Annotated in this window: 14 protein-coding genes and 1 tRNA gene; 7 read left to right on the top strand and 8 right to left on the bottom strand. The window is 40.4% G+C overall.

Going from position 1 to position 20,155, the window contains the following annotated elements:
- The first annotated feature begins 82 nt into the window (after nucleotides 1–82).
- Complete coding sequence (locus NPE20_RS24470; RefSeq protein ID WP_256541339.1) at nucleotides 83–2,584, top strand: M14 metallopeptidase family protein; 2,502 nt, start codon at nucleotides 83–85, stop codon at nucleotides 2,582–2,584.
- 118 nt (nucleotides 2,585–2,702) lie between these two features.
- On the opposite strand, the gene NPE20_RS24475 is transcribed toward NPE20_RS24470, so the two are convergent.
- From NPE20_RS24475 to NPE20_RS24490, 4 genes are all read right to left on the bottom strand, one after another.
- Nucleotides 2,703–5,153 carry an outer membrane beta-barrel family protein gene (locus NPE20_RS24475; RefSeq protein WP_256541340.1) on the bottom strand — a complete coding sequence of 817 codons (2,451 nt, stop codon included), beginning with the start codon at nucleotides 5,151–5,153 and terminating at the stop codon, nucleotides 2,703–2,705.
- A gap of 233 nt (nucleotides 5,154–5,386) precedes the next feature.
- Nucleotides 5,387–5,593, bottom strand: a complete 207-nt coding sequence (locus tag NPE20_RS24480) for a hypothetical protein (protein ID WP_256541341.1) — start codon at nucleotides 5,591–5,593, stop codon at nucleotides 5,387–5,389.
- Nucleotides 5,593–7,263 (bottom strand): PspC domain-containing protein, encoded by a 1,671-nt coding sequence (locus NPE20_RS24485; protein WP_256541342.1) that lies wholly within the window; start codon nucleotides 7,261–7,263, stop codon nucleotides 5,593–5,595. The genes NPE20_RS24480 and NPE20_RS24485 overlap by 1 nt, the downstream gene beginning before the upstream one ends.
- Nucleotides 7,264–7,287: 24 nt before the next feature.
- Nucleotides 7,288–7,623 carry a PadR family transcriptional regulator gene (locus tag NPE20_RS24490; protein WP_256541343.1) on the bottom strand — a complete coding sequence of 112 codons (336 nt, stop codon included), beginning with the start codon at nucleotides 7,621–7,623 and terminating at the stop codon, nucleotides 7,288–7,290.
- Between the two features lie 185 nt (nucleotides 7,624–7,808).
- Between NPE20_RS24490 and NPE20_RS24495 the strand changes: the two genes are divergently transcribed.
- Genes NPE20_RS24495 through NPE20_RS24505 form a run of 3 tightly spaced genes read left to right on the top strand, consistent with a single transcriptional unit; the run spans nucleotide 7,809 to nucleotide 13,503 of the window.
- Nucleotides 7,809–10,946 (top strand): SusC/RagA family TonB-linked outer membrane protein, encoded by a 3,138-nt coding sequence (locus tag NPE20_RS24495; RefSeq protein ID WP_256541344.1) that lies wholly within the window; start codon nucleotides 7,809–7,811, stop codon nucleotides 10,944–10,946.
- A 10-nt stretch (nucleotides 10,947–10,956) separates the two neighbouring features.
- A complete protein-coding gene (locus tag NPE20_RS24500; RefSeq protein WP_256541345.1) occupies nucleotides 10,957–12,555 on the top strand; it encodes a SusD/RagB family nutrient-binding outer membrane lipoprotein in 1,599 nt (532 codons plus the stop codon).
- 27 nt (nucleotides 12,556–12,582) lie between these two features.
- Nucleotides 12,583–13,503, top strand: coding sequence for a BT_3987 domain-containing protein (locus NPE20_RS24505; RefSeq protein ID WP_256541346.1), 921 nt, complete (start codon nucleotides 12,583–12,585; stop codon nucleotides 13,501–13,503).
- 438 nt (nucleotides 13,504–13,941) lie between these two features.
- On the opposite strand, the gene NPE20_RS24510 is transcribed toward NPE20_RS24505, so the two are convergent.
- The 4 genes from NPE20_RS24510 to NPE20_RS24525 form a co-directional block, all read right to left on the bottom strand.
- On the bottom strand, nucleotides 13,942–14,646 hold the full coding sequence (locus tag NPE20_RS24510; protein ID WP_256541347.1) for a toxin-antitoxin system YwqK family antitoxin: 705 nt from the start codon (nucleotides 14,644–14,646) through the stop codon (nucleotides 13,942–13,944).
- A 308-nt stretch (nucleotides 14,647–14,954) separates the two neighbouring features.
- A complete protein-coding gene (locus tag NPE20_RS24515; RefSeq protein WP_256541348.1) occupies nucleotides 14,955–15,302 on the bottom strand; it encodes a hypothetical protein in 348 nt (115 codons plus the stop codon).
- Nucleotides 15,303–15,553: 251 nt separating this feature from the next.
- Nucleotides 15,554–15,961: a DoxX family protein gene (locus NPE20_RS24520; RefSeq protein WP_256541349.1), complete on the bottom strand. Its 408-nt coding sequence runs from the start codon at nucleotides 15,959–15,961 to the stop codon at nucleotides 15,554–15,556.
- Nucleotides 15,962–15,979: 18 nt separating this feature from the next.
- Complete coding sequence (locus NPE20_RS24525) at nucleotides 15,980–16,894, bottom strand: S66 peptidase family protein (protein ID WP_256541350.1); 915 nt, start codon at nucleotides 16,892–16,894, stop codon at nucleotides 15,980–15,982.
- Nucleotides 16,895–17,013: 119 nt separating this feature from the next.
- On the opposite strand from NPE20_RS24525, the gene metG reads away from it, so the two are divergent.
- From metG to NPE20_RS24540, 3 genes are all read left to right on the top strand, one after another.
- Entirely contained in the window at nucleotides 17,014–19,080 is a 2,067-nt protein-coding gene (gene metG / locus NPE20_RS24530; protein WP_256541351.1) for a methionine--tRNA ligase, read from the top strand.
- Between the two features lie 74 nt (nucleotides 19,081–19,154).
- A tRNA-Arg gene (locus tag NPE20_RS24535) sits at nucleotides 19,155–19,226 on the top strand.
- Between the two features lie 258 nt (nucleotides 19,227–19,484).
- Entirely contained in the window at nucleotides 19,485–20,072 is a 588-nt protein-coding gene (locus NPE20_RS24540) for a hypothetical protein (RefSeq protein WP_256541352.1), read from the top strand.
- The last annotated feature ends 83 nt before the right edge of the window (nucleotides 20,073–20,155 follow it).

The following is a 20,155-nucleotide window of genomic DNA, read 5'->3' on the forward strand; positions in this document are numbered from 1 at the left end:
GTGCAGATTTGAATTAATAGCCTGATGATGAAACCTCAAAAAAATATCTTTAGATTAGCTTTATTGATCTAAACATTAACATATGTTAAAAAAACTACTCCTTATATTCATAACGGTGCTTTGCGGAACATCTGTTTTCGCTCAAAAAATACAATCACCGGCCGAGTTTTTAGGGTATAAGCTGGGAGATAAATTTACCCCGCACTACCTTATAGTAGAGTACTTTAAATACGTAGCCAAAACAGCAAAGAATGTTGAGCTGCAGCAATTTGGTACCACCAACGAAGGCAGGCCGTTGATAGCCATGTTTATTGCATCCGAAAATAACATTAAACGCCTGGAAGAGATACGGCATAATAATCTGCGCCTTGCAGGGATAGAAAGTGGCGCGGTAACGCCTAATGCGCCGGTTATTACCTGGCTAAGCTATAACGTACACGGTAACGAGCCTGCCTCAAGCGAGGCCGCCATGTGGACCCTATTTGATATGGTTGACCCAACAAATACCAAAACACAAGAATGGTTGAAAAACAGCGTGGTGGTTATTGACCCTTGTTTAAATCCTGATGGCCGTGATCGTTACGCTAATTTTTATAACTCGGTACGGGGGTTAACGCCCGATGCCAACCCAACATCGCGCGAGCATATGGAGCCATGGCCGGGCGGTCGTGTAAATCATTATTACTTTGATTTGAACCGCGACTGGGCATGGCAGGCTCAAAAAGAAACACAGGCGCGCGTAGCCCTGTTTAACCAGTGGTTGCCTGAGGTTCATGTTGATTATCATGAACAGGGATATAATAACCCTTATTATTTTGCCCCCGCTGCAGAGCCTTATCATAAAGATATTACCCAATGGCAGCGCGATTTTCAGGTGGTTATTGGTAAGAACAATGCTAAATACTTTGACCAAAATGGCTGGATGTATTTTACCAAGCAGGAGTTCGATCTGTTATATCCATCATACGGTGATACTTATCCTTTATATAATGGATCTATCGGGATGACTTATGAGCAGGGCGGTATAAGCGCGGGCCTGGCCGTTGTTACCCGTAGCGGCGATACACTTACCCTGGCACAGCGCATCTCGCACCATCACACCACGGGCCTAAGTACCATTGAAATAGTATCGGCAAACGCCCAAAAGGTGGTAGATGAGTTTAAGAAGTTCTTTGATAACAGCCGCCAAAACCCACCGGGGCAATACAAAACCTATGTTATTAAAAACGATAATAACGAAAAGGTGAACGAGCTGGCTAAAATGCTAACCCGTAACGGCATTCAGTTTGGGTATGGCTTGGCAAACAAATCGGTAACCGGGTATAATTATTTTACCGGCGCTACCGAGCAGTATAATGTAGGCGCTAATGACTTAGTGGTAAATGCCTATCAGCCAAAATCAGTGCTGCTGCATGTATTGCTGGAGCCCAAAACAATTATTCCTGATTCGTCAACTTACGATATTACTGCATGGGCGCTTCCGTATGCCTACGGGTTAAAAGCTTATGGTGTAAAAGAATCGTATAAACCGGCTAACAATAGCTGGAGCGTTGTTAAACCACAGCCGCTTGCTAACACCAAAGCTTACGCCTATGTGTCTTCGTGGCAATCGGTGGCCGATGTAAGGTTTTTATCGGCTTTGCTAAAGAAGAAGATAAAAGTGCGTTATTCGGAAACGCCGTTTGAAACAGGCGGTAAAAAATTCACCGCGGGCTCGTTGTTAATAACCCGTGCGGGGAACGACCGGGCAGATTTCGACCGGATAGTAACCCAAACGGCTGCCGAAATGGAGCATGAACTTACCCCGCTTTCGTCAGGTTTTGTAGATAAGGGATCGGATATAGGTTCGGACGATGTGCGGTTTATCCGCCAGCCGCGCGTAGCCTTAGTTAGTGGCGATGGCATTAACTCGGAAGCGATGGGTGAGGTGTGGCACTTTTTTGAACAACAGATAGGCTATCCTATCAACGTGATCAGGTATCAGGATATGAACCGGATAAAGCTTGCTGATTTTGATGTGCTGATAATGCCCGACGGAAGGTATAATGACCTGTTATCTGATAACCTGCAAAGCTGGGTACGCGATGGCGGAAAGCTAATAGCTTTAGAAAACGCGGTAGCAGCGCTGGTAGATAAAAAAGGGTTCGGTATTAAAAAGAAAGAAATCAAGAAGGATGACAAGGCCGATGCGAAAACAAAAGCTATAATTAAACTTTATGGCGACCGCAACCGTGATGCTATCCGTTCCAGCATCCCGGGCGCTATTTTTAAACTGAATATGGATAATACCCACCCGCTGGCTTTCGGGTTGCCTAATTATTACTACTCGTTAAAACTAAGCGATGATATTTACGATCTGCTTGGCGATGATGACTGGAATGTTGGTACTGTACAAAAGAACAGTTATGTGGCGGGCTTTGCCGGTGCGCAATCCAAACAAAAAATAAATGACGGGCTGCTGCTTGGTGTGCAATCGCTTGGCCGTGGCTCGGTAGTGTACATTGTAGACGACCCATTATTCCGTAGTTTTTGGGAGAATGGCAAACTGTTGTTTAGCAATGCCGTGTTTATGGTGGGGCAATAGTCAGTTTGCAGTAGGCGGTTAGCAGTTTGCAGGAGCGCTAAAGTTTTAAAAAAGAAAGGCGATGGACTAAAACCCATCGCCTTTCTTATGTGCTAACTGCCCACTACAAACTGCAAACTTAATTACCGCTTTTCACGCGTCCTTTTTCATCTTCTGAACCGGTTTTGTGTTCCCGGGATTTAATTTTACTGTTGCCAAAATTGTAGGTTAAGGTTATACGGCCTAAGCGTGTTTCGTTTTTTTGCCTTACAACCAGGTTGGTGCTTTGGTAATTTGTGCTCACGTTGTTTCGGCGGGTATTGAATATATCGCTTACCGCAAGCTTAAGGTTTAGCTTTTTATTGTAAAACGAATGGCTTACGCCGGCATCAACGGTATACTGAGGCCTTATTTTAAATATGCTGTAGGTTAGTGCCGATTGATAAAATGCAGTAACCTCCGCCTTGTAACTACCGGCAAATAAAAACGTTTGTGTTGTTCTGGCATTAAACGCTGCCTGCCCGTTATTTAACATACCACCCGAAAGTGAATCAGATTTAAAGCTTTGGTAAAAACCGGTTACGTTAATATTACCTGTCCACCATTTTGTAATGGTATAAGGTGTATTAATATTAATAGTGTACGAATCTTGCTTCTGCAAGTTCGCGCGTGTTTGGTAAGTAGCTTTCTTTATCGTATCGGTAAGTAATACTTCTGCACTAACATCAGTAGTGCGGCTGTAACCTAATGATACATTTATAGTTTTATTATAGGTGTAATTTAATTCGTAAGCATTGGTGTACTGTGGTTTAAGGAAGGGGTTACCCTGCTCGTAAGTGTATTGGTCCAAATAAAACCTAAAGGGGTTTAAGTTATCATAGTTCGGCCTGTCTATACGGCGGCTATAGCTAATGCCCAATTCATGCTTTGGCGAAAGGGTTTGATTGATAAATATACTTGGGAAAAAATCGGTATACGTACGTTTAACCACCTGGTTATTGGTTACCAAATTGCCGTTAGAGCTTGTTCGTTCCGCGCGTAACCCCGCCTGTATAGAGGTGTTTTTGTAGGTCTTACCCAGGTTTACATAGGCAGCACTTACTTTCTCATCGTACACAAAACGATTAGTACGCGAGGTATCGTTTATAAACCCATCACCATTATTTATTTCTGCCTTTAGGTCGTTATCAGTTTTAACTGAACTTACTTTAATACCTGTTTCCAGCTTTAGCGTTTTAGTTAAGGGATAAGTATAATCGGCTTTACCTGTGTATATAGTTATGCGCGATGGTGTTGTGTTGCGTAAAAATAGCGTAGGGGCTAAAGAACTGCCATCAGGCTTAAAAAAATAGGTATCGTAATTAGCAAACGAGTTGTTGTTGAATTTTGAGTAATCTAAATCAACGCTTAACTCCTGCCCGCTGGTATCTATCTGTATTTTATCATTAAGGTTAACGGCTATGTTGCGGTAAGTTTGTTTAATTTTTGATAGGGTATTCTGATAAGAGTCGTTAGCATCGGGCGTTAAGCCTAATGATGTTTTGCTGTTGTTATCATTGTATTCATTGGTATAATCGCCGCTTATTACAAAACCCAGTGTGTTTTTTGCCGAAGTGTTGTAATCGGCCCCAAAACGGTAATTATTGTAATGTACCGAGTTTTTCATACTGGTGAGTTGTTTAAAATAAGTACTGGTTGACGCGCTATCCACCACCCTGTCTATATTGATATTATTCTGCCGGGTAATATCACCACGACTAAATGTGCCAAAGAAGTTAAAATTGCCTTGTTTGTGGTTTAGAGTAAGGCTGGTATTATCCCTAAAATTTAAGCCATATGCTGCGCCGGCAGTTAAGCTACCATTGGTGCCGCTTTGTTTATTCTTTTTTAGTTTGATATTGATGATACCCGAGTTACCTGAGGCATCATATTTAGAAGATGGGTTGGTAATGATCTCGATAGATTGTATGGTTGAACCATCTGTTGAACGAAGCAAAGCGGAAAGCTGCGCTGAAGACAGATAGGTTAGTTTATCGTTTATCATAACGGTAACACCCTGCTTACCTTTAAGGCTTATGTTATCATCTTTATCAATAGTAACACCTGGCGCGCGCTCTAATATCTCTAATGCGTTATTGCCGGCAGCAAGTACACTATTCTCCACGTTCATTACCGTGCGGTCCAGCTTACGTTCGATAAGTGGTTTTGATGAAGTGATGGTTACACCCTGCAAATTGCGGCTGCTTTGCTGCATTTTTATAACCGGCGCGTGTATCTCATCGGCCTCTACTTCAAGCACAGGGCTAAACGTAGGCTGGTATCCTACGGTTGTAGCTTTAATAATGTAACGGCCCGATATAATATTATCAAACTGGTATTTACCGGCATCGTTGGTAAGCGTGCTTTTAACAACAGATGAGTCTTTACCTCTTAACAAAGTTACTGTCGCGTAATCCATTGGTTTGGCCTGTTCGTTTTGTAACTGGCCGGATATACTACCTGCTGTTGGCTTAGCTCCCTGTGCGTTAGCAGCAACGGGAGCTATAAGTAGGAGTATTATATATAGTAATTTAGTGATGTGTGCGTTCATGGTGTAAAAAATTAGGCAATAAAATTCCTGCGAAGGCTGTTCCCTCGTTTTTTTAACAGGCATTAAATTTTGTTTAGATCTTGCGGTTAATCCGCCGGGCTTATATTATATATAGTGTAGATGTTTGCATAGGTACAGGGTTTATGTTGTATGTCGCCATACGGTGACATGTAATTGTTAATTTATAGTAAGATGTAAGGTTGGGGTAAAAGGTTACAGAAAAAGTTTAATTTTTACTCTGCGGGGAAAAGCATTTCTGCAATATCCTGATATAGAAAGTACTGTATTCGCACCGGATTTGCCGGGCGTGGGTGTTTAACCGCAGAAACATGTTTGGTATTGTTTGCTGCGGTAATATTTTTGATGCTGTTAATATTATAAAAAGGTAATATAAGCCCGCTAAATAATAGCAGGCTTATATATTTTATGATATTTTTCATTATTCGGGGTTTGCAATTGCTGCACTATCTGCAGCAGCTTTTTGTTTTGGTGTTTGTGGTAATACCAGTGTATCAACTTTACATTGCAAGCCATTATCGGTCATAATAAATGTTGCAGCTGATGCACCATCTCTCTTATTCACGTCGTTACAGTCGCGCACGCTTATATCCCTCACAAATCTATCCACCTGATCATCAATTACTACTTTTGAGTTCAAAGGTATTTTAAGGGTAAGATGTAACCTTTGCGCGCGCCATAGCCTGTCAGTTTGTTTCTCTAAGCGGCGGTTAAATTTCAACACGTTACCTTCCTGCTTAAATTGATAGTTTGTACCACGGGCATTGTATAAAGCGTCCTGGTAATCGCTGCCACGGGCACTAAATGATTCTACCAGTATCGGCTGTGCCACATCGCTTTTTTCAACATATATGTCAATGTTTTTGTCGGGCATATCCATATTGTTGTCATCATCGTCATCCAAAATAACACGGCCGTTAAAGTCTTCTTTAACCCTCAGGCGTATGCTATCTTCTTTTGTAAGAAACTTAATATCATTCAGCTTAAGGTAATAAGTACTGTCGGCAGATGGTTTAATATTAATAGTTTGGCTAAAGCTGGCGTATTCTTTAAAGTCGGCAGATGTTTTAGCGGTGTAATATATTACTACACTTAAAGCAACCACCCACACCATTAATAATGTAGAACCCGCGGTGCGATTAATCACGTTGCCTTTAAATACGAAATTGATAAGTGTTAAAATAATGGAGAGCAGCGGTATAGTTGACATTAATACAGCACATACTATAAATATGTTATTAACGTGCTGGTCTGCAATGTTAAAAGGAAATATATGATAGATGTCCATACGGTGATTACCGTAAACAAAAGCAGATATTGCCGCTACTATAATAAATATTATTCCTGCAAAGCAACCTGCAATAAGTGCAATGGCTATCAGCTTACCAATAACTTTTCCGGCGCCGCCTAAAAAGTTACCAAAATGGCTAAAAACATCGCCTGCAAAATCGCGGGTCTTGTATATCAGCGGGCGGGCTTCGGTATGCAAGTTATGAAGATGTCCTTTTACGGTGTTCAACTCCTCTTCGAAATTGGTTTTAAAGCCTTGCAGATCCAGCTTCTGGCCTTTCATAGCCATGCGGTCGGCACGGGTAACGGCTTTGGGCACAACTATCCACAGTATTACATATAATATAAAGCCCGTACCTGCAAAAGCAACGGCTACCGCAAATAATAAGCGGATCCAAACAGGGTTAAAATCAAAATAGTTGGCTATGCCTGCACATACACCGGCAACCAGGTGATCATCGGGGTCACGAAAAAGGCGGCGGCTTTCGGTACTGTATGCAAATGCGGGTTGCGCGTGTGGCTTTTCACCATCTTCAACAGTTTCAAAGTCTTCCACCGAGCCCATTTGTTCAACAACTGTATTAACATCCTGCACAACAACAACCTGCTTGCCTTCTTTCAATAGTATCTCGTTAAACATTTCGGCAATACGGTTCTCAATATCCGTGGTGATCTCCAGGCTATCGGCCGAGTTCAAAAAATGACGCTGCACATCGGTCATGTAGTTTTTTAATATCTCATAAGCATCCTCTTCTATATGGAAGACAATGCCGTTTATATTTATAATGATAGTTTTATTCATGATGGGTGATAATTAGTGGTTTGTTTAATTGTTTCTGTCGCCAATAGCGGTTTGTACGGCAAATGATAGTTCATGCCAGGTTCCGTCAAGCTGCTCAAGCACTTTACGGCCCTCGTCGCTAAGCACATAGTACTTTCGTGGCGGCCCGGAAGTTGACTCCACCCAGTTGTAAGCGAGCAGGCCGTTGTTTTTTAAGCGGGTTAATAAAGGGTATAGTGTACCCTCAACTACAAGCAGCCGGGCTTTCTTAAGCTCAGATATTATATCTGAAGCATAGATCTCGCCCTTTGCAATTATGGAAAGTATGCAATACTCCAGTATGCCTTTCCTCATTTGGGTTTGTGTGTTTTCAACAATCATAATGCAAAGATATATGTTTAAGAATGTATTATGCAATACATAGTACTATATTTTTAATCTTTTTTTACTTTTTTAATTTATTTTTATGAGAATTCGTCTTTTTTTACTTTTTAATTTGATTTATTGATACCGTAACACTACTTTTATGACTAATTAACTATTAACTGATCTTATTATTAACAAACATGAAAAAACTTCTACTAGTAAGTTTGTGTTTCCTGATGTTATGCATAACACAGGTATATGCACAAAATCGTACAGTTACTGGTACAGTTACTTCAAAGGATGACGGCTTGCCGTTGCCAGGAGTAAGTGTTACAGTATCCGGAACCTCAATTGGTATTCAAACCAATGCTTCGGGAAAATTCTCCCTAAATGTGCCGACATCGGCAAAATCACTTCGCTTTTCATTTATCGGTTTCTCAACTATTGAGCTTCCAATCGGATCAAGCGGTGTAGTAAACGCAGGCTTAAGTTCAAGCGCCAGCCAGTTGAGCGAGGTGGTTGTAACTGCGGGCGGTTTGGAAGCTCGTAAAAAAGAACAGGGTTACAACTCAACCACAATTAAGCCTGCATCTTTAACAGCTACAAAGCCTGTTAACGCTATTGCCGGTTTAACTGGTAAGGTTGCCGGTTTACGTATCAATGCTACAACCAGCGGTGTTAACCCTAACTACCGTGTTGTTTTACGTGGTATGCGTTCATTAACCGGTAACAACGATGCGTTAATCGTAGTTGATAACGTTATCGTTCCTAACGCCATCCTAAGCAACATCAACCCCGAGGATATTGAAGATATCCAGGTATTGAATGGTGCCGGTGCTGCCGCGTTATACGGTTCTGAGGCTTCAAACGGTGCGATCATTATCACAACCAAAAAAGGTACCAGAGGACAAACTTCAATTCGTGTGTCTAACACTACAACAATTGAGCAGGTTTCTTTCTATCCTAAATTTCAAACAGGTTTCGGTTCTGGTTCATCTGGTGATATTCAAGCTTACATCCCTTACGAAAACCAGCAATTTGGCCCTGCGTATGATGGCGTTGTAAGACCGGTTGGTTTACCATTGGAGAATGGCGATCAGCAAATGATCCCTTACTCTTACAGAGATGCTAAGAATAAATTCTGGAAAAATGGTTTAACCAATCAAACAGACTTTAACTTGTCATCTGGTAACGATAAGTCTACTATCTACACCTCAGGCCAGTACGCTAACGTAACAGGTACTACTCCTGGTGATAAATTTAACCGGGCTAACTTAAGGGTTAACGGAACTCAAAAAATTCTTGACAACTTTAACTTAACTTATACCGCCGGTTACACTCAAAACAGGTATGATATTACCAATCAAACAGCCTCTATTTATAACAACTTATTGAACAGCCCGGGCCAGATAGACATTACGGACTATGCAGACTGGAGAAACAATGAGTATGCAAACCCTAATGGTTACTTCAATGCTTACTATAACAACCCCTACTTTGTTGCCGGTAACTATCGTCAAAAAACAAGGAATGACTATTTAGTAGGTAACGTTGAAATGAAATATAGCCCAACAAAATGGTTAGATTTCACTTACCGTGTTGGTATCACAACCCGTAATACAAGCCAGAAAATTTATGTTGATAAATTTGCATTTACTGACTATACCAAAGCTCGCCCTGAGTTAGCCGGTACTTACAAAATTAATAACATTCAAGGCTCAAATCAGGATTACGCATTCTATAACACGCGTATCAACTCTGACTTCCTGGTAACTATGAGGAAATCACTTGATGACTTTACCTTTAAATTGACCGTAGCTGCAAGTATCCGTAATGATAACCAAAAAGATTTGACAGCTACAGTTAACGGTTTGGTTGTTCCAGGTATATTTAACTTAGCGAACAGTACTACTACGCCAACTGCTACGTCAAACTCATACAATAGCCATCAGCAAGGTGTGTATGGTGAGTTAACCGTTGGTTACAAAGATTATTTATTCTTACATGCTACAGGCCGTAATGACTGGGTTTCGACATTGTTACCTCAAAACCGTTCATTCTTCTATCCTGCTGCTGACGTATCTTTCGTGTTAACTGATGCATTTAAAGAATTGAAGGACATTAAAGGTATAGACTTTATTAAACTACGTGGTGGTGTATCTAAAGTTGGTCAGGTAAACTTGCCAGGCACTTTTGGTGCTTACGCATTAGATCCTACATTCGGTCAGGGTGCAGGTTATCCGTATAACGGTGCCGGCGGTCACACTTTAAGTAACACCATCGTATCTACCAACCTTAAACCAGAGATTACTAAAGGCTTTGAACTTGGTTTTGATGCAAACTTCTGGGATAACAGGATTGCTTCTAAGTTCACTTACTTCAGTACAAAAACCAATGCACAAACCGTTGAAACCGGCGTATCAACTGCAACAGGTTTCAGCACTTACAGAACCAACATTGGTCAAACCAGCTCAAAAGGTATAGAGAGCTCTCTTAGCTTTACTGCTTTTAGAAACCGCGACTGGGATTTAACTGTTGGTGCTAACTATACGCACATTACTAACAATGTTGAATCTATCAGTGCTGCTATCGATCGCCTAAGCTTAGGTGTATATGGCGGTGGTGCAGGTTCTTACGCTGTTGCAGGCCAGCCTTTCCCGGTTATTATGGGACATGATTACAATCGCGATCCGCAGGGCCGTATTATTGTAGATCCTATCACCGGTTATCCAACTGCATCTGACCAGGTAACTGTGTTAGGTAACGCTCAGCCAAAAGATGTATTAGCTGTTAACTTATCAGTAAAATACAAAGGCTTACGTTTCTCTGCCTTAGCAGAATACCGTGGTGGTTACAACATCTTTAACGCTGCTGCAGGTACGCTTGACTTCTCTGGTTCATCATACTTCAGCGGTTACTACAACCGCGATCGTTTCGTGATTCCGAACTCTGTATATCTAGACGCGGCTACTAATACCTATGTTCCGAACACAAACATCACTGTACGTGATGGTGGTACTGGTTACTGGACTGATGATCCTCGCTCAAGCATGGATATCAACTACGTATACTCTGGTGCTTTCTGGAAGATCCGTGAAGCTTCATTAGCTTATGACCTTCCAAAATCATTGTTAGGCAAAACAAAAGCAATTAAAGCCGTAACTATCAGCGTACAAGGCCGTAACTTGTTCTTATTCGCTCCAAAATCAAATGTTTATACCGATCCTGAGTATAGCGATGCTGACGGAAGCGCAAGCGGTAACGCAATTGGTTTAACAAACTTGGGACAAACACCTCCGTCTCGTTACTTCGGTGGTACTATCTCAGTAACTTTTTAAGTAAAATATCATGAAAAAAATATTTAGTATAGCTTTAACAGGCATCTGCTTATTTTCTGCAACTTCTTGTAAGAAATATTTAGATGTCAATAAGAACCCTAACCAACCGTTGGAATCAACACCAGAGTTAGTGTTACCCCAGGCAATTGTTGCTACCGCTGCACTTGTAGTAAATACAGGTGATTATAACGCTTACGGATCAGCCTTAAACGGTTACTTTGGTAACGCAGGTGGTTTTGGTAGCCTTGGTGTTTTAATCTCTTATGCTTTCACTACCGGTGATTATAATGGATTATTCCAAAACACTTTCGATAACCTTGGGGATTATCAGTACATTATCGATAAAACAGATGCAAACAGCGTATTTAATGCAGCTGCCAACATTATGAAAGCTTATGACTATCAAATGTTAGTAGATACTTATAACGATGTACCATATTCTGACGCGTTAAAAGGCCTTACTAATTTGCAGCCTAAATATGATAAAGGCGCAGACGTTTATAAAGACCTTGGCGACAAGCTTGATGCCGCTATTACATTTATGAATACTATACCTGCAGCAAGTGTGCCAAAACTATTTAATGCTACTTCTGACCCAATGTTTGGTGGCGATACCAAAAAATGGGCTCAATTTGCAAATACTATTAAATTGCGTTTGATAATTCGCGCAGGTGGTAAGGTGTCTTTCACAAAACCCACTCCTGATGCTACTGTGGGCTTTGTAACAGCCGACGTTTTGGTTCAACCTGGTTACAGCAAAACCGCCGGTAAACAAAACCCTTACTGGGACAAATGGGCTTATTCGGAGATCGGTACTACTGCTCCAAGAACTGCTGCAAACGTATATATGCCAACTCCGTATATATTAACTTACTTTAACGGAACTAAAATACTTGACGATACCCGTGGCCAATTGATCTTCCAGCAATGGGCTGGGTCAAACGGTACCACTACTCCGGTTAACCAGTTAGGTTATACCCTTGCAGATGCACCTAAAGCACCAAGCCCGGCATTTTGGTTCACTTTTGCTGCATTAGGAAGCAATGGTGAAGGTCTTTTCAAAGGTGAAACTGGTCCTCAGCCAATTATGCTTGCCTCTGAAAGCTATTTTTTACAGGCCGAAGCTAACCTTAGGGGAATATTAACAGGTGTTGCTAAAACTAATTTTGATAACGGCGTTAAAAGTGCATTTGCCTTCTTATTTAGAGCGAGTGGTCCAAACAAAGCAGACCCTGCTGTTTATGTAGAGCCTTGGGAGCCATACTATCAGGATTATCTGGATAAGGAAGCTAATGAGGGCAACTATTTAGTTCATTATGAAGATGCGACAACTGATGCGCAAAGACTTGAGGCTATTATCACTCAAAAATATCTTGCGTTAATTTACCAATTTGGTGGCGAAAGCTGGAATGAGTACAGAAGAACCGGTTACCCACGTTCAACAGGTTCTGATCCTGAAACTTCGTTCGCATCATCTGTGTCACAATCTACAGCACCGGATAAATTACCTACACGCGTTTTATATCCTGTTTCAGAGTATACTTATAACAGCGCTAATACACCGGCTGGCATAAACCCTTATACGGATAAAATTTTCTGGGCTAAATAAAAGTTAAATTGTTTAAATTTTAAAGAAATGAAAAAATATTTAAAAATAGCTTCGGTTTTAGCCTTGGTAGCAGGATTAAGTTCTTGTTTAAAGGATACACCGATAATTGGGGGTAAACCTCAAAACATTGTTGAGTTTTACACAACTGATCCATATACGTCAAGCACTACAGATCTGTACCCTGCATATACCAAAGGTTTTGCTTATTCAACATCAGATAAATTTGATGTAACAGTTAGTTACTCAGGTACAGATGTAGCACCGCAGGACATCACCGTTAATTTAGGTGTTAACCCTGACGCGGTTCCGCGTACAAACGCTAAAATAATTGCGGATGCAAGGGCAGCTGCAATTGCTTTAGGCGAAGATCCGGATGATGCAGAAGCAGACGTACAAGGCGACTTGCTTACTAATGCCCCGACGGCATCTTACCAGTTACCAGCAACTGTAGTTATCAAAAAAGGAGAACGTAGGGCAGTGTTTTCAATATCTGTAAACCCAAGCCTGTTCGACTTTGAGCATAACTATGTGATCCCTCTTGCAATCACTTCAGCATCTTTTGGTACTGTAAGCGGTAATTTTGGTACTGTATTGTATGGTGTGAAATACAAAAACCCATATGATGGTACTTACCATTCAAGCGGTCAATTTGTTCACCCAACAGCTGGTCCAAGGGATCTGAATGCAGATAAAAATTTATTAACAACTGGTCCTACATCTAACTTATCATCAATTGGTGATGTTGGCGGATCGTTAATAATAACTGTTAACCCTACAACCAACCAGGTTACTTTCAACGGTGCATTAAGCGCTAGTCAGCCTATCGTTCCGGTACCGGGCCAGGATAACTATTATGATCCTGCTACCAAAACCTATCACTTAAATTACCAATATATTGGTGGTGGTGGTTTCCGTGTGATACACGAGACTTTAACCTTAAAACAATAATCTCTCTAGATTATATAATGAAAAGGCTACCAGCAATGGTAGCCTTTTTTGTTTAATCTGGCTCGTTCTGAAATAAGTGGTTGAACAAGGATTGACTATATATTATTAATTAAATAATGTGGTGATTGATACTAACCCCTTTCGTTGACCGCGAGATAATCGTAAGTTATGTGTTAAGCTAAGAAAAACGTCAAATTAAAGGAGCGCGCCACCTGTAGAAAGCGTTAATAAGTGGTAGCCGTTACTATGCTGCGACAGCATAATAAAATAAATAACGAGGGGGCTTGAGCTATATATCAATAGTTCGTTATCAGAAGTATCGCTTCCGGGAAACCCGAAAGCCGCACTTATTTAAAGCAGAATAGATACAAAGGGCATAAATAAAAAGGTCCCGATAGCTATAAAACTATCGGGACCTTTTTATAGTAAATTATAAAACTATTGTTTTTGAACATTCATAATCTGGTTATTATAATTAACCTTAATTAAATCGGTTCCAACTGTGGTTGATAGTATTACTGTGCTTTTTATGGGATTCCCGTCAACCTTAGCCGGGATGAAATCTAGCAAGCCGGATGAATTGGGTTTTACATATACCTTTTTGTGTTCGTTAACACCGTTGCTTTCATAATCAGCATATACGTTTTCTATTTGCCCATCGGTGTTTACACTTACCGTATATTTAATATTTATATCCGATTTTTCTTTGGTGATTAATGGCGGTATGTCCTTTGTATTATAGAAAGTAAGAAAAGCCAGTGTTGAACCGCCTATTTTTACCGGAGGTAATACAGTTGCATTAGCAGGTGCAGAAACCGAATAGTCTGTTTGTATGTACGAGCCCGAATCCAAATTGGTATATAACATTTTTGAGTTAGTATAATCGTATTGTTGCACTAACTGGTTGTTAGGCCCGTAAAACATCCAGGTGCCTACTTTTTTACCATTATCATATTTGCCCCTGACAACGGAACCGCCCTCGGCATCAGTTACCATGTACAGACCTTGCCTTACATTGTTATCGGTATTTAAAACATGGTATTTTTCGGTTAAATTAAGTGATATTTTTTTGGTTACGATCTTATCTTGAGACATCGCAATCAGCGGTGTCAGCAAAAGTGCTAATGCAGTTATCTTTTTCATGTGGTTTATATTTAATATATAAATATAATTATTTTATAATTGAACTGTGTAATGCTGTTTTTTACTAAAAGCATTGTTTTGTTAAATATTGAATTTGAAAATAGTGAAATGAACTTAAAACTTAGTTTTTATATAATTGATTGCATTTTGTGTAACGTTAATATTACACAAAATCAACTAAAAATATAGTAGTTCCGTAAGGCTTGCCTTTTTTAAAGGGCATTTTTGCCTGGGTTTGTTGGATTTTTTCCTAACAACAAAGGAAGCATTTGCCTCCTTTGTTGTTAAATTTAGATGCTTTAAAGCAATTAATAAGTAACCCAGCCATCATAAAATTTTACTGTTCCATCAGTAAATGTTACATGAACAGAGAGGCCGGGTGCCGCGTCGTATGAGTATCCCGAGAAAGTTGTAAGCGCTGTTCCATCTGGAAGGCCTTCTCCGGGCGATCTGTACATGGCTATAATTGTTCCTAACGGTTGATCTGTGTAGCAATGGTACATTTGGCCAGATTTTGTAAAATAACCGGCGTCCCAGGTTTGTACTTGTTTTTTGTGAACGGGTAAAACAGTTTTTTGATTTTGCACGCTTGTAAAAGAGGATAAAGGCAGAATTAACAGCGTGCTTGCTAAGCAAGATAAAATTAGCTTTTTCATGATAATGTGATTTAGGTTAATGATTATTAATTGACTCAAGTTACAACAAATCAAGCCCCCTGTAAAATTTTACACTCTTTGTTTCTCAACAAATGTTAACTAATATGCAATTTAAATACAGTAGAAAAAGCTTTAACCTCTAAATTTTCTTTTTATTAAATAATTCTATCAACCAGTTAATATGTATTTACAATCAAATACATATTGCAGGGATGGGTCATATGGATAAAATTTTAATAACAGGGTCACCATTATTTTTTATCAACACTATACCTTCCCGGGCCAATAAATATTAATCCCGCAAAAACAAAAGCCAGTTCAATTGCATGCGCAGCACCTTCCAGGCCTTCACCTTTACCAAAATGACTAAGCGATGCAACAATAAGATGGATTACTAACAAACAGGATACCGGGCGAAACGCCAAACCAATTATTATCAAAAAACCGCCAAGCGTTTCGGTAAGTGCTGCTAAAAGCCCCCACACTACCGGTAAAAAATGGATCCCCACATATTTTGTCGAACCGCCAAGCCCGGTCCACATCTCGGTTCCACCCATAAGTTTTGGATAGCCATGATATATCATCATTGCCCCTAATCCAACCCGCATAATTAGAAGGCCGGTATTTCTGTAATTATTAAAACTGCTTAAGTAGGCCATATTGATTGTGTTTAATTATTAATAACTGATGCCAACCCCATTGGTTTGCACCGATAGATTAATTGTTTTGCCCAGCACAAGGCTGCAGTTATTTGGTATATGCCCTGCCGGGAAATCAAAACAAACCGGGTAGCTATAATCTGCAACTACATCCATAATAAGCTCGGGCAATGTTTGCCCAAAAGGGATGTCATTATCTTTCATATCAGTAAAACCACCAACAACTAAGCCGGCCAGGTTTTTAAGCTTGCCTGCGCGTTTCAATGCGCGCAGCATACGGTCTGCTGCATATAAATACTCCCCAACATCTTCAATAAATAATATTTTATCGCTGTAGTCCATATCACTTACCGAGCCCGATATTGCTAAAAGTAAAGAAAGATTGCCACCTATTAGTATGCCGCTACTATCGCCAATGCGGTTTTGCCGGTTAGCATCAATTTTGTAGCTTAACTCTTCGCCGAACAAGGTTTTTCGCAAGGTTTCTAATGAATAAGCCGAGGCATCCGGAATATTCAAGGGCATTTGCCCATGTATGCAGGGTAAATTATAATTACTAATAATATGCGAGTGCAATAAAGTTATATCACTAAAGCCTACTATCCATTTAGGGTTTGTTTGCAGCCGGCTAAAATCAACCATATCAATCATCCGGATAGTGCCATAACCACCCCGAGCCGCTATAATGGCTTTTACGTCATCGTCATCAATAAAGTGTTGCATATCTGCAGCCCTAAAAGCATCATCGCCGGCAAACTGATGATACGATGCATTTACGGTATCGCCCAAAACAACGTCAAGGCCCCAACTGGTTAACAGGTTTACTGCATCCGTCATGGGTATGGGTAATTTTTTAGCTGGGCAGGTTATAGCTACCTTATCGCCTTTTTTTAGGTAAGGAATTGTAGTGCCCGAAAGTCCGAAAGTCGGCATAAGTCCGAAAGATTTAATTAAGATTTAAAACTGATTAACTTTCCGTCATCCGGTTATCCGGGCTTTCCGTCTTACCGACTAAAAAGTTATCTTTGCAAATTAATAAACATCCCTGTTTAATGTCGCAACTTAATAAATTTAAAAGATACACTATAACATCGGCACTGCCCTATGCAAACGGGCCGCTGCATATTGGCCATTTAGCGGGCGCATACCTGCCGGCAGATATTTTTGTACGTTACCTGCGGCTGATGAAAAAGGATGTGGTATACATTTGCGGCTCGGATGAACATGGTGCTGCTATTACTATAAAAGCCAAAAAAGAAGGCACTACCCCGCAGGCTATTATTGATAAATACCATAATCAAATAAAAAATAGTTTTGAGGAGTTTGGGATAGCATTTGATATTTATCACCGCACCTCATCTGCCATACATCACGACCTTTCACAGGAGTTTTTCCTGAACCTGTACGAAAAGGGTGAGTTTATTGAGAAATACTCGGAGCAATACTACGATGAAGATTTCGACCAGTTTTTAGCCGATCGTTATATTACCGGTACCTGCCCGGTTTGCAGCTACGATAAAGCTTATGGCGACCAGTGCGAAAACTGTGGTACATCGTTAAACCCAACGGATCTGATCGACCCCATATCTACTTTAAGCAATAAGAAACCGATTTTAAAACCAACTAAACACTGGTATTTACCATTAGATAAATATCAACCATGGTTAGAGAAATGGATTGACGAGAAAGAGGGTGAATGGAAAGTTAATGTTTTTGGGCAATGCCGTTCGTGGTTAAAGTCGGGCTTGCAGCCACGCTCTATGACCCGCGATTTAGATTGGGGTATTGACGTACCGTTAGAAGAAGCCAAGGGCAAAAAGCTTTATGTGTGGATGGATGCGCCAATAGGCTATATATCTGCCACTAAACAATGGGCTATAGATAAGGGTAAGGACTGGCAGCAGTATTGGAAAAAACAAGCCAATACAGAGGATGATGCCTGCCTGATGCACTTTATTGGTAAGGATAACATTGTGTTCCATTGCATCATATTCCCGGCGATATTGAAAGCACACGGCGACTATATATTACCACAGAATGTACCGGCTAACGAATTTTTAAATTTAGAAGGCGATAAACTGTCTACATCACGCAACCACGCGGTTTGGCTACACGAATACCTGGAAGAGTTTCCTGGCAAGCAGGACGAACTGCGCTATGTGTTAACATCGATATTGCCCGAAACAAGCGATAGCGAGTTTACCTGGAAAGATTACCAGGCACGTGTAAATAACGAACTGGTTGCCATTTTAGGGAATTACGTTAACCGCGTAATGATACTAATGCACAAGTACTACGAGGGTAAAGTGGAAAGCGATAGCACCCCTATCAAATTAACCGATGCCAAAGTAAATGCCGAATTAGGTGGATATTACGATGAGCTGGGCAAAAACCTGGAAGCATACCGTTTTCGTGCAGCCTTGCAGAGCGTAATGGATATGGCCCGCTTAGGCAATCGCTACCTTACCGAGCAAGAGCCCTGGAAAACAATTAAAACTGACCCTGCAGCCGCTAAAACAGCCTTACATAATAGTTTGATATTGATTGGCCACCTGGCCACCTGCCTGCAGCCATTTTTACCGGCCACAGCAACCAAAATATTTGGTATGTTGAATGTGGATGCCGTAACATTTGACCAGGAAATGGAGTTTGCCGATGGCCATCAGTTAAACCCGGCTGCCTTACTGTTCGAGAAGGTAGAGGATGAGGTAATAGACATACAGATTAAGAAATTAGCAGATAAGAAGGCAGCATCGGCCGTGGTACAGCAACCCGTAGTGGCGCCGGCAAAAGCCAATATTACTTTTGATGAATTTGTTGGGTTGGATATTCGTACAGGCACTATCTTAACTGCCGAGAAGGTAGCCAAAACCAAGAAATTATTGAAGCTTACCATTGATACAGGTATTGACCAACGCACCGTAGTATCTGGCATTGCAGAACATTACGAGCCGGAAGCTATCATTGGGAAACAGGTAAGCATTTTAGTAAACCTGGAGCCAAGGGAGATAAAAGGCATCATGTCGCAAGGGATGATATTGATGGCCGAGAACGCCGAAGGCAAGTTAAGTTTTGTAGCCCCTGCAGACGAAATGCCAAACGGTTCGGTGATAAGATAAGTTAATACGCAGATGTGCAAATGTGTTTGACTAACTCATTCAAAATTTGCACCTTTGCAATTCTTAAAATAAATGGTCCCGTAGTTCAACGGATAGAATAGGAGTTTCCTAAACTCTAGATATGAGTTCGATTCTCGTCGGGACCACATTTAAACCCATGCATGGGAAAGATTATTGAAAGCCTTTAGATTAATTCTGAAGGCTTTTTTGTTGGATTCTTTTTTAATTTAACGGCATTATGATAACACTGACCATACACTGAATTTTTATTTATAGACGAAAAGTAATTAGTAACAATGGGCAAGCGATTTAATCTAATGGGGCAGTTTACAAACGAATACTTTAGGCAAATGATTAAGAAATATTCAGTGTTAATAGGAGTTGTAATTTCGGTGATCTTAATAATGATAGCCATTTCAATTTACCCGGGCGGCACAATGTTCGATGAATATTCTATTGGCTTTGACTGGAAAAGAAATTTTATGAGCAATCTGTTTGGAACAAAAGCATTGAATGGTGCCGAAAACCCTTCCAAAATTTGGGCATACACAGGAATGATTTTGCTTCCATTTACTTATGCAGTATTTTTCATTAACATGTCAAAGAAAATACCTGAAAAAAAGGCTGGTAATATTATAAAGTATGGAGGTATAGCTAATATTTTTTTTACGTTTTTAACCGTAACATCTTTGCATGACATAATGTTAATTATATCAACCACTTTGTTTTGGACATGTTTAGTTGTTATCACGATTTTTATACTGAAGACAAGGCTTCATTTATTTAAGTTCCTTTGCATAATTAGTCTTTTGGTTTTTTATTACAGTGTTTACTTATGGGGCATAAGCGATTGGAGTTTATTACCAGTAATGCAAAAAGTAAATTTTGTCAGTTCAACGTTATTAATTTTAGGGCTTGAATATTATACCAAACAGGAAGATTTTGCTTCTATTAAGCCAGGAACACATAAAAAATTAGCAACGAACCACTAACATTGGTATTCAGCCATTGTCGGTGTTATTACCGCATTATATTATCCTCTCCGCACAATACAAATCAGCTACAAAAGAGTTCG

It is taken from the genome of Mucilaginibacter aquariorum (genome assembly GCF_024498135.1).
In the GTDB taxonomy this organism is placed as follows: domain Bacteria; phylum Bacteroidota; class Bacteroidia; order Sphingobacteriales; family Sphingobacteriaceae; genus Mucilaginibacter; species Mucilaginibacter aquariorum.

Coding starts and splice junctions, on each gene's coding strand:
- NPE20_RS24470 (WP_256541339.1), top strand. CDS start 83: ATGTTAAAAAAACTACTCCTTATATTCATAACGGTGCTTTGCGGAACA.
- NPE20_RS24475 (WP_256541340.1), bottom strand. CDS start 5,153: ATGAACGCACACATCACTAAATTACTATATATAATACTCCTACTTATA.
- NPE20_RS24480 (WP_256541341.1), bottom strand. CDS start 5,593: ATGAAAAATATCATAAAATATATAAGCCTGCTATTATTTAGCGGGCTT.
- NPE20_RS24485 (WP_256541342.1), bottom strand. CDS start 7,263: ATGAATAAAACTATCATTATAAATATAAACGGCATTGTCTTCCATATA.
- NPE20_RS24490 (WP_256541343.1), bottom strand. CDS start 7,623: ATGATTGTTGAAAACACACAAACCCAAATGAGGAAAGGCATACTGGAG.
- NPE20_RS24495 (WP_256541344.1), top strand. CDS start 7,809: ATGAAAAAACTTCTACTAGTAAGTTTGTGTTTCCTGATGTTATGCATA.
- NPE20_RS24500 (WP_256541345.1), top strand. CDS start 10,957: ATGAAAAAAATATTTAGTATAGCTTTAACAGGCATCTGCTTATTTTCT.
- NPE20_RS24505 (WP_256541346.1), top strand. CDS start 12,583: ATGAAAAAATATTTAAAAATAGCTTCGGTTTTAGCCTTGGTAGCAGGA.
- NPE20_RS24510 (WP_256541347.1), bottom strand. CDS start 14,646: ATGAAAAAGATAACTGCATTAGCACTTTTGCTGACACCGCTGATTGCG.
- NPE20_RS24515 (WP_256541348.1), bottom strand. CDS start 15,302: ATGAAAAAGCTAATTTTATCTTGCTTAGCAAGCACGCTGTTAATTCTG.
- NPE20_RS24520 (WP_256541349.1), bottom strand. CDS start 15,961: ATGGCCTACTTAAGCAGTTTTAATAATTACAGAAATACCGGCCTTCTA.
- NPE20_RS24525 (WP_256541350.1), bottom strand. CDS start 16,894: ATGCCGACTTTCGGACTTTCGGGCACTACAATTCCTTACCTAAAAAAA.
- metG (WP_256541351.1), top strand. CDS start 17,014: ATGTCGCAACTTAATAAATTTAAAAGATACACTATAACATCGGCACTG.
- NPE20_RS24540 (WP_256541352.1), top strand. CDS start 19,485: ATGATAGCCATTTCAATTTACCCGGGCGGCACAATGTTCGATGAATAT.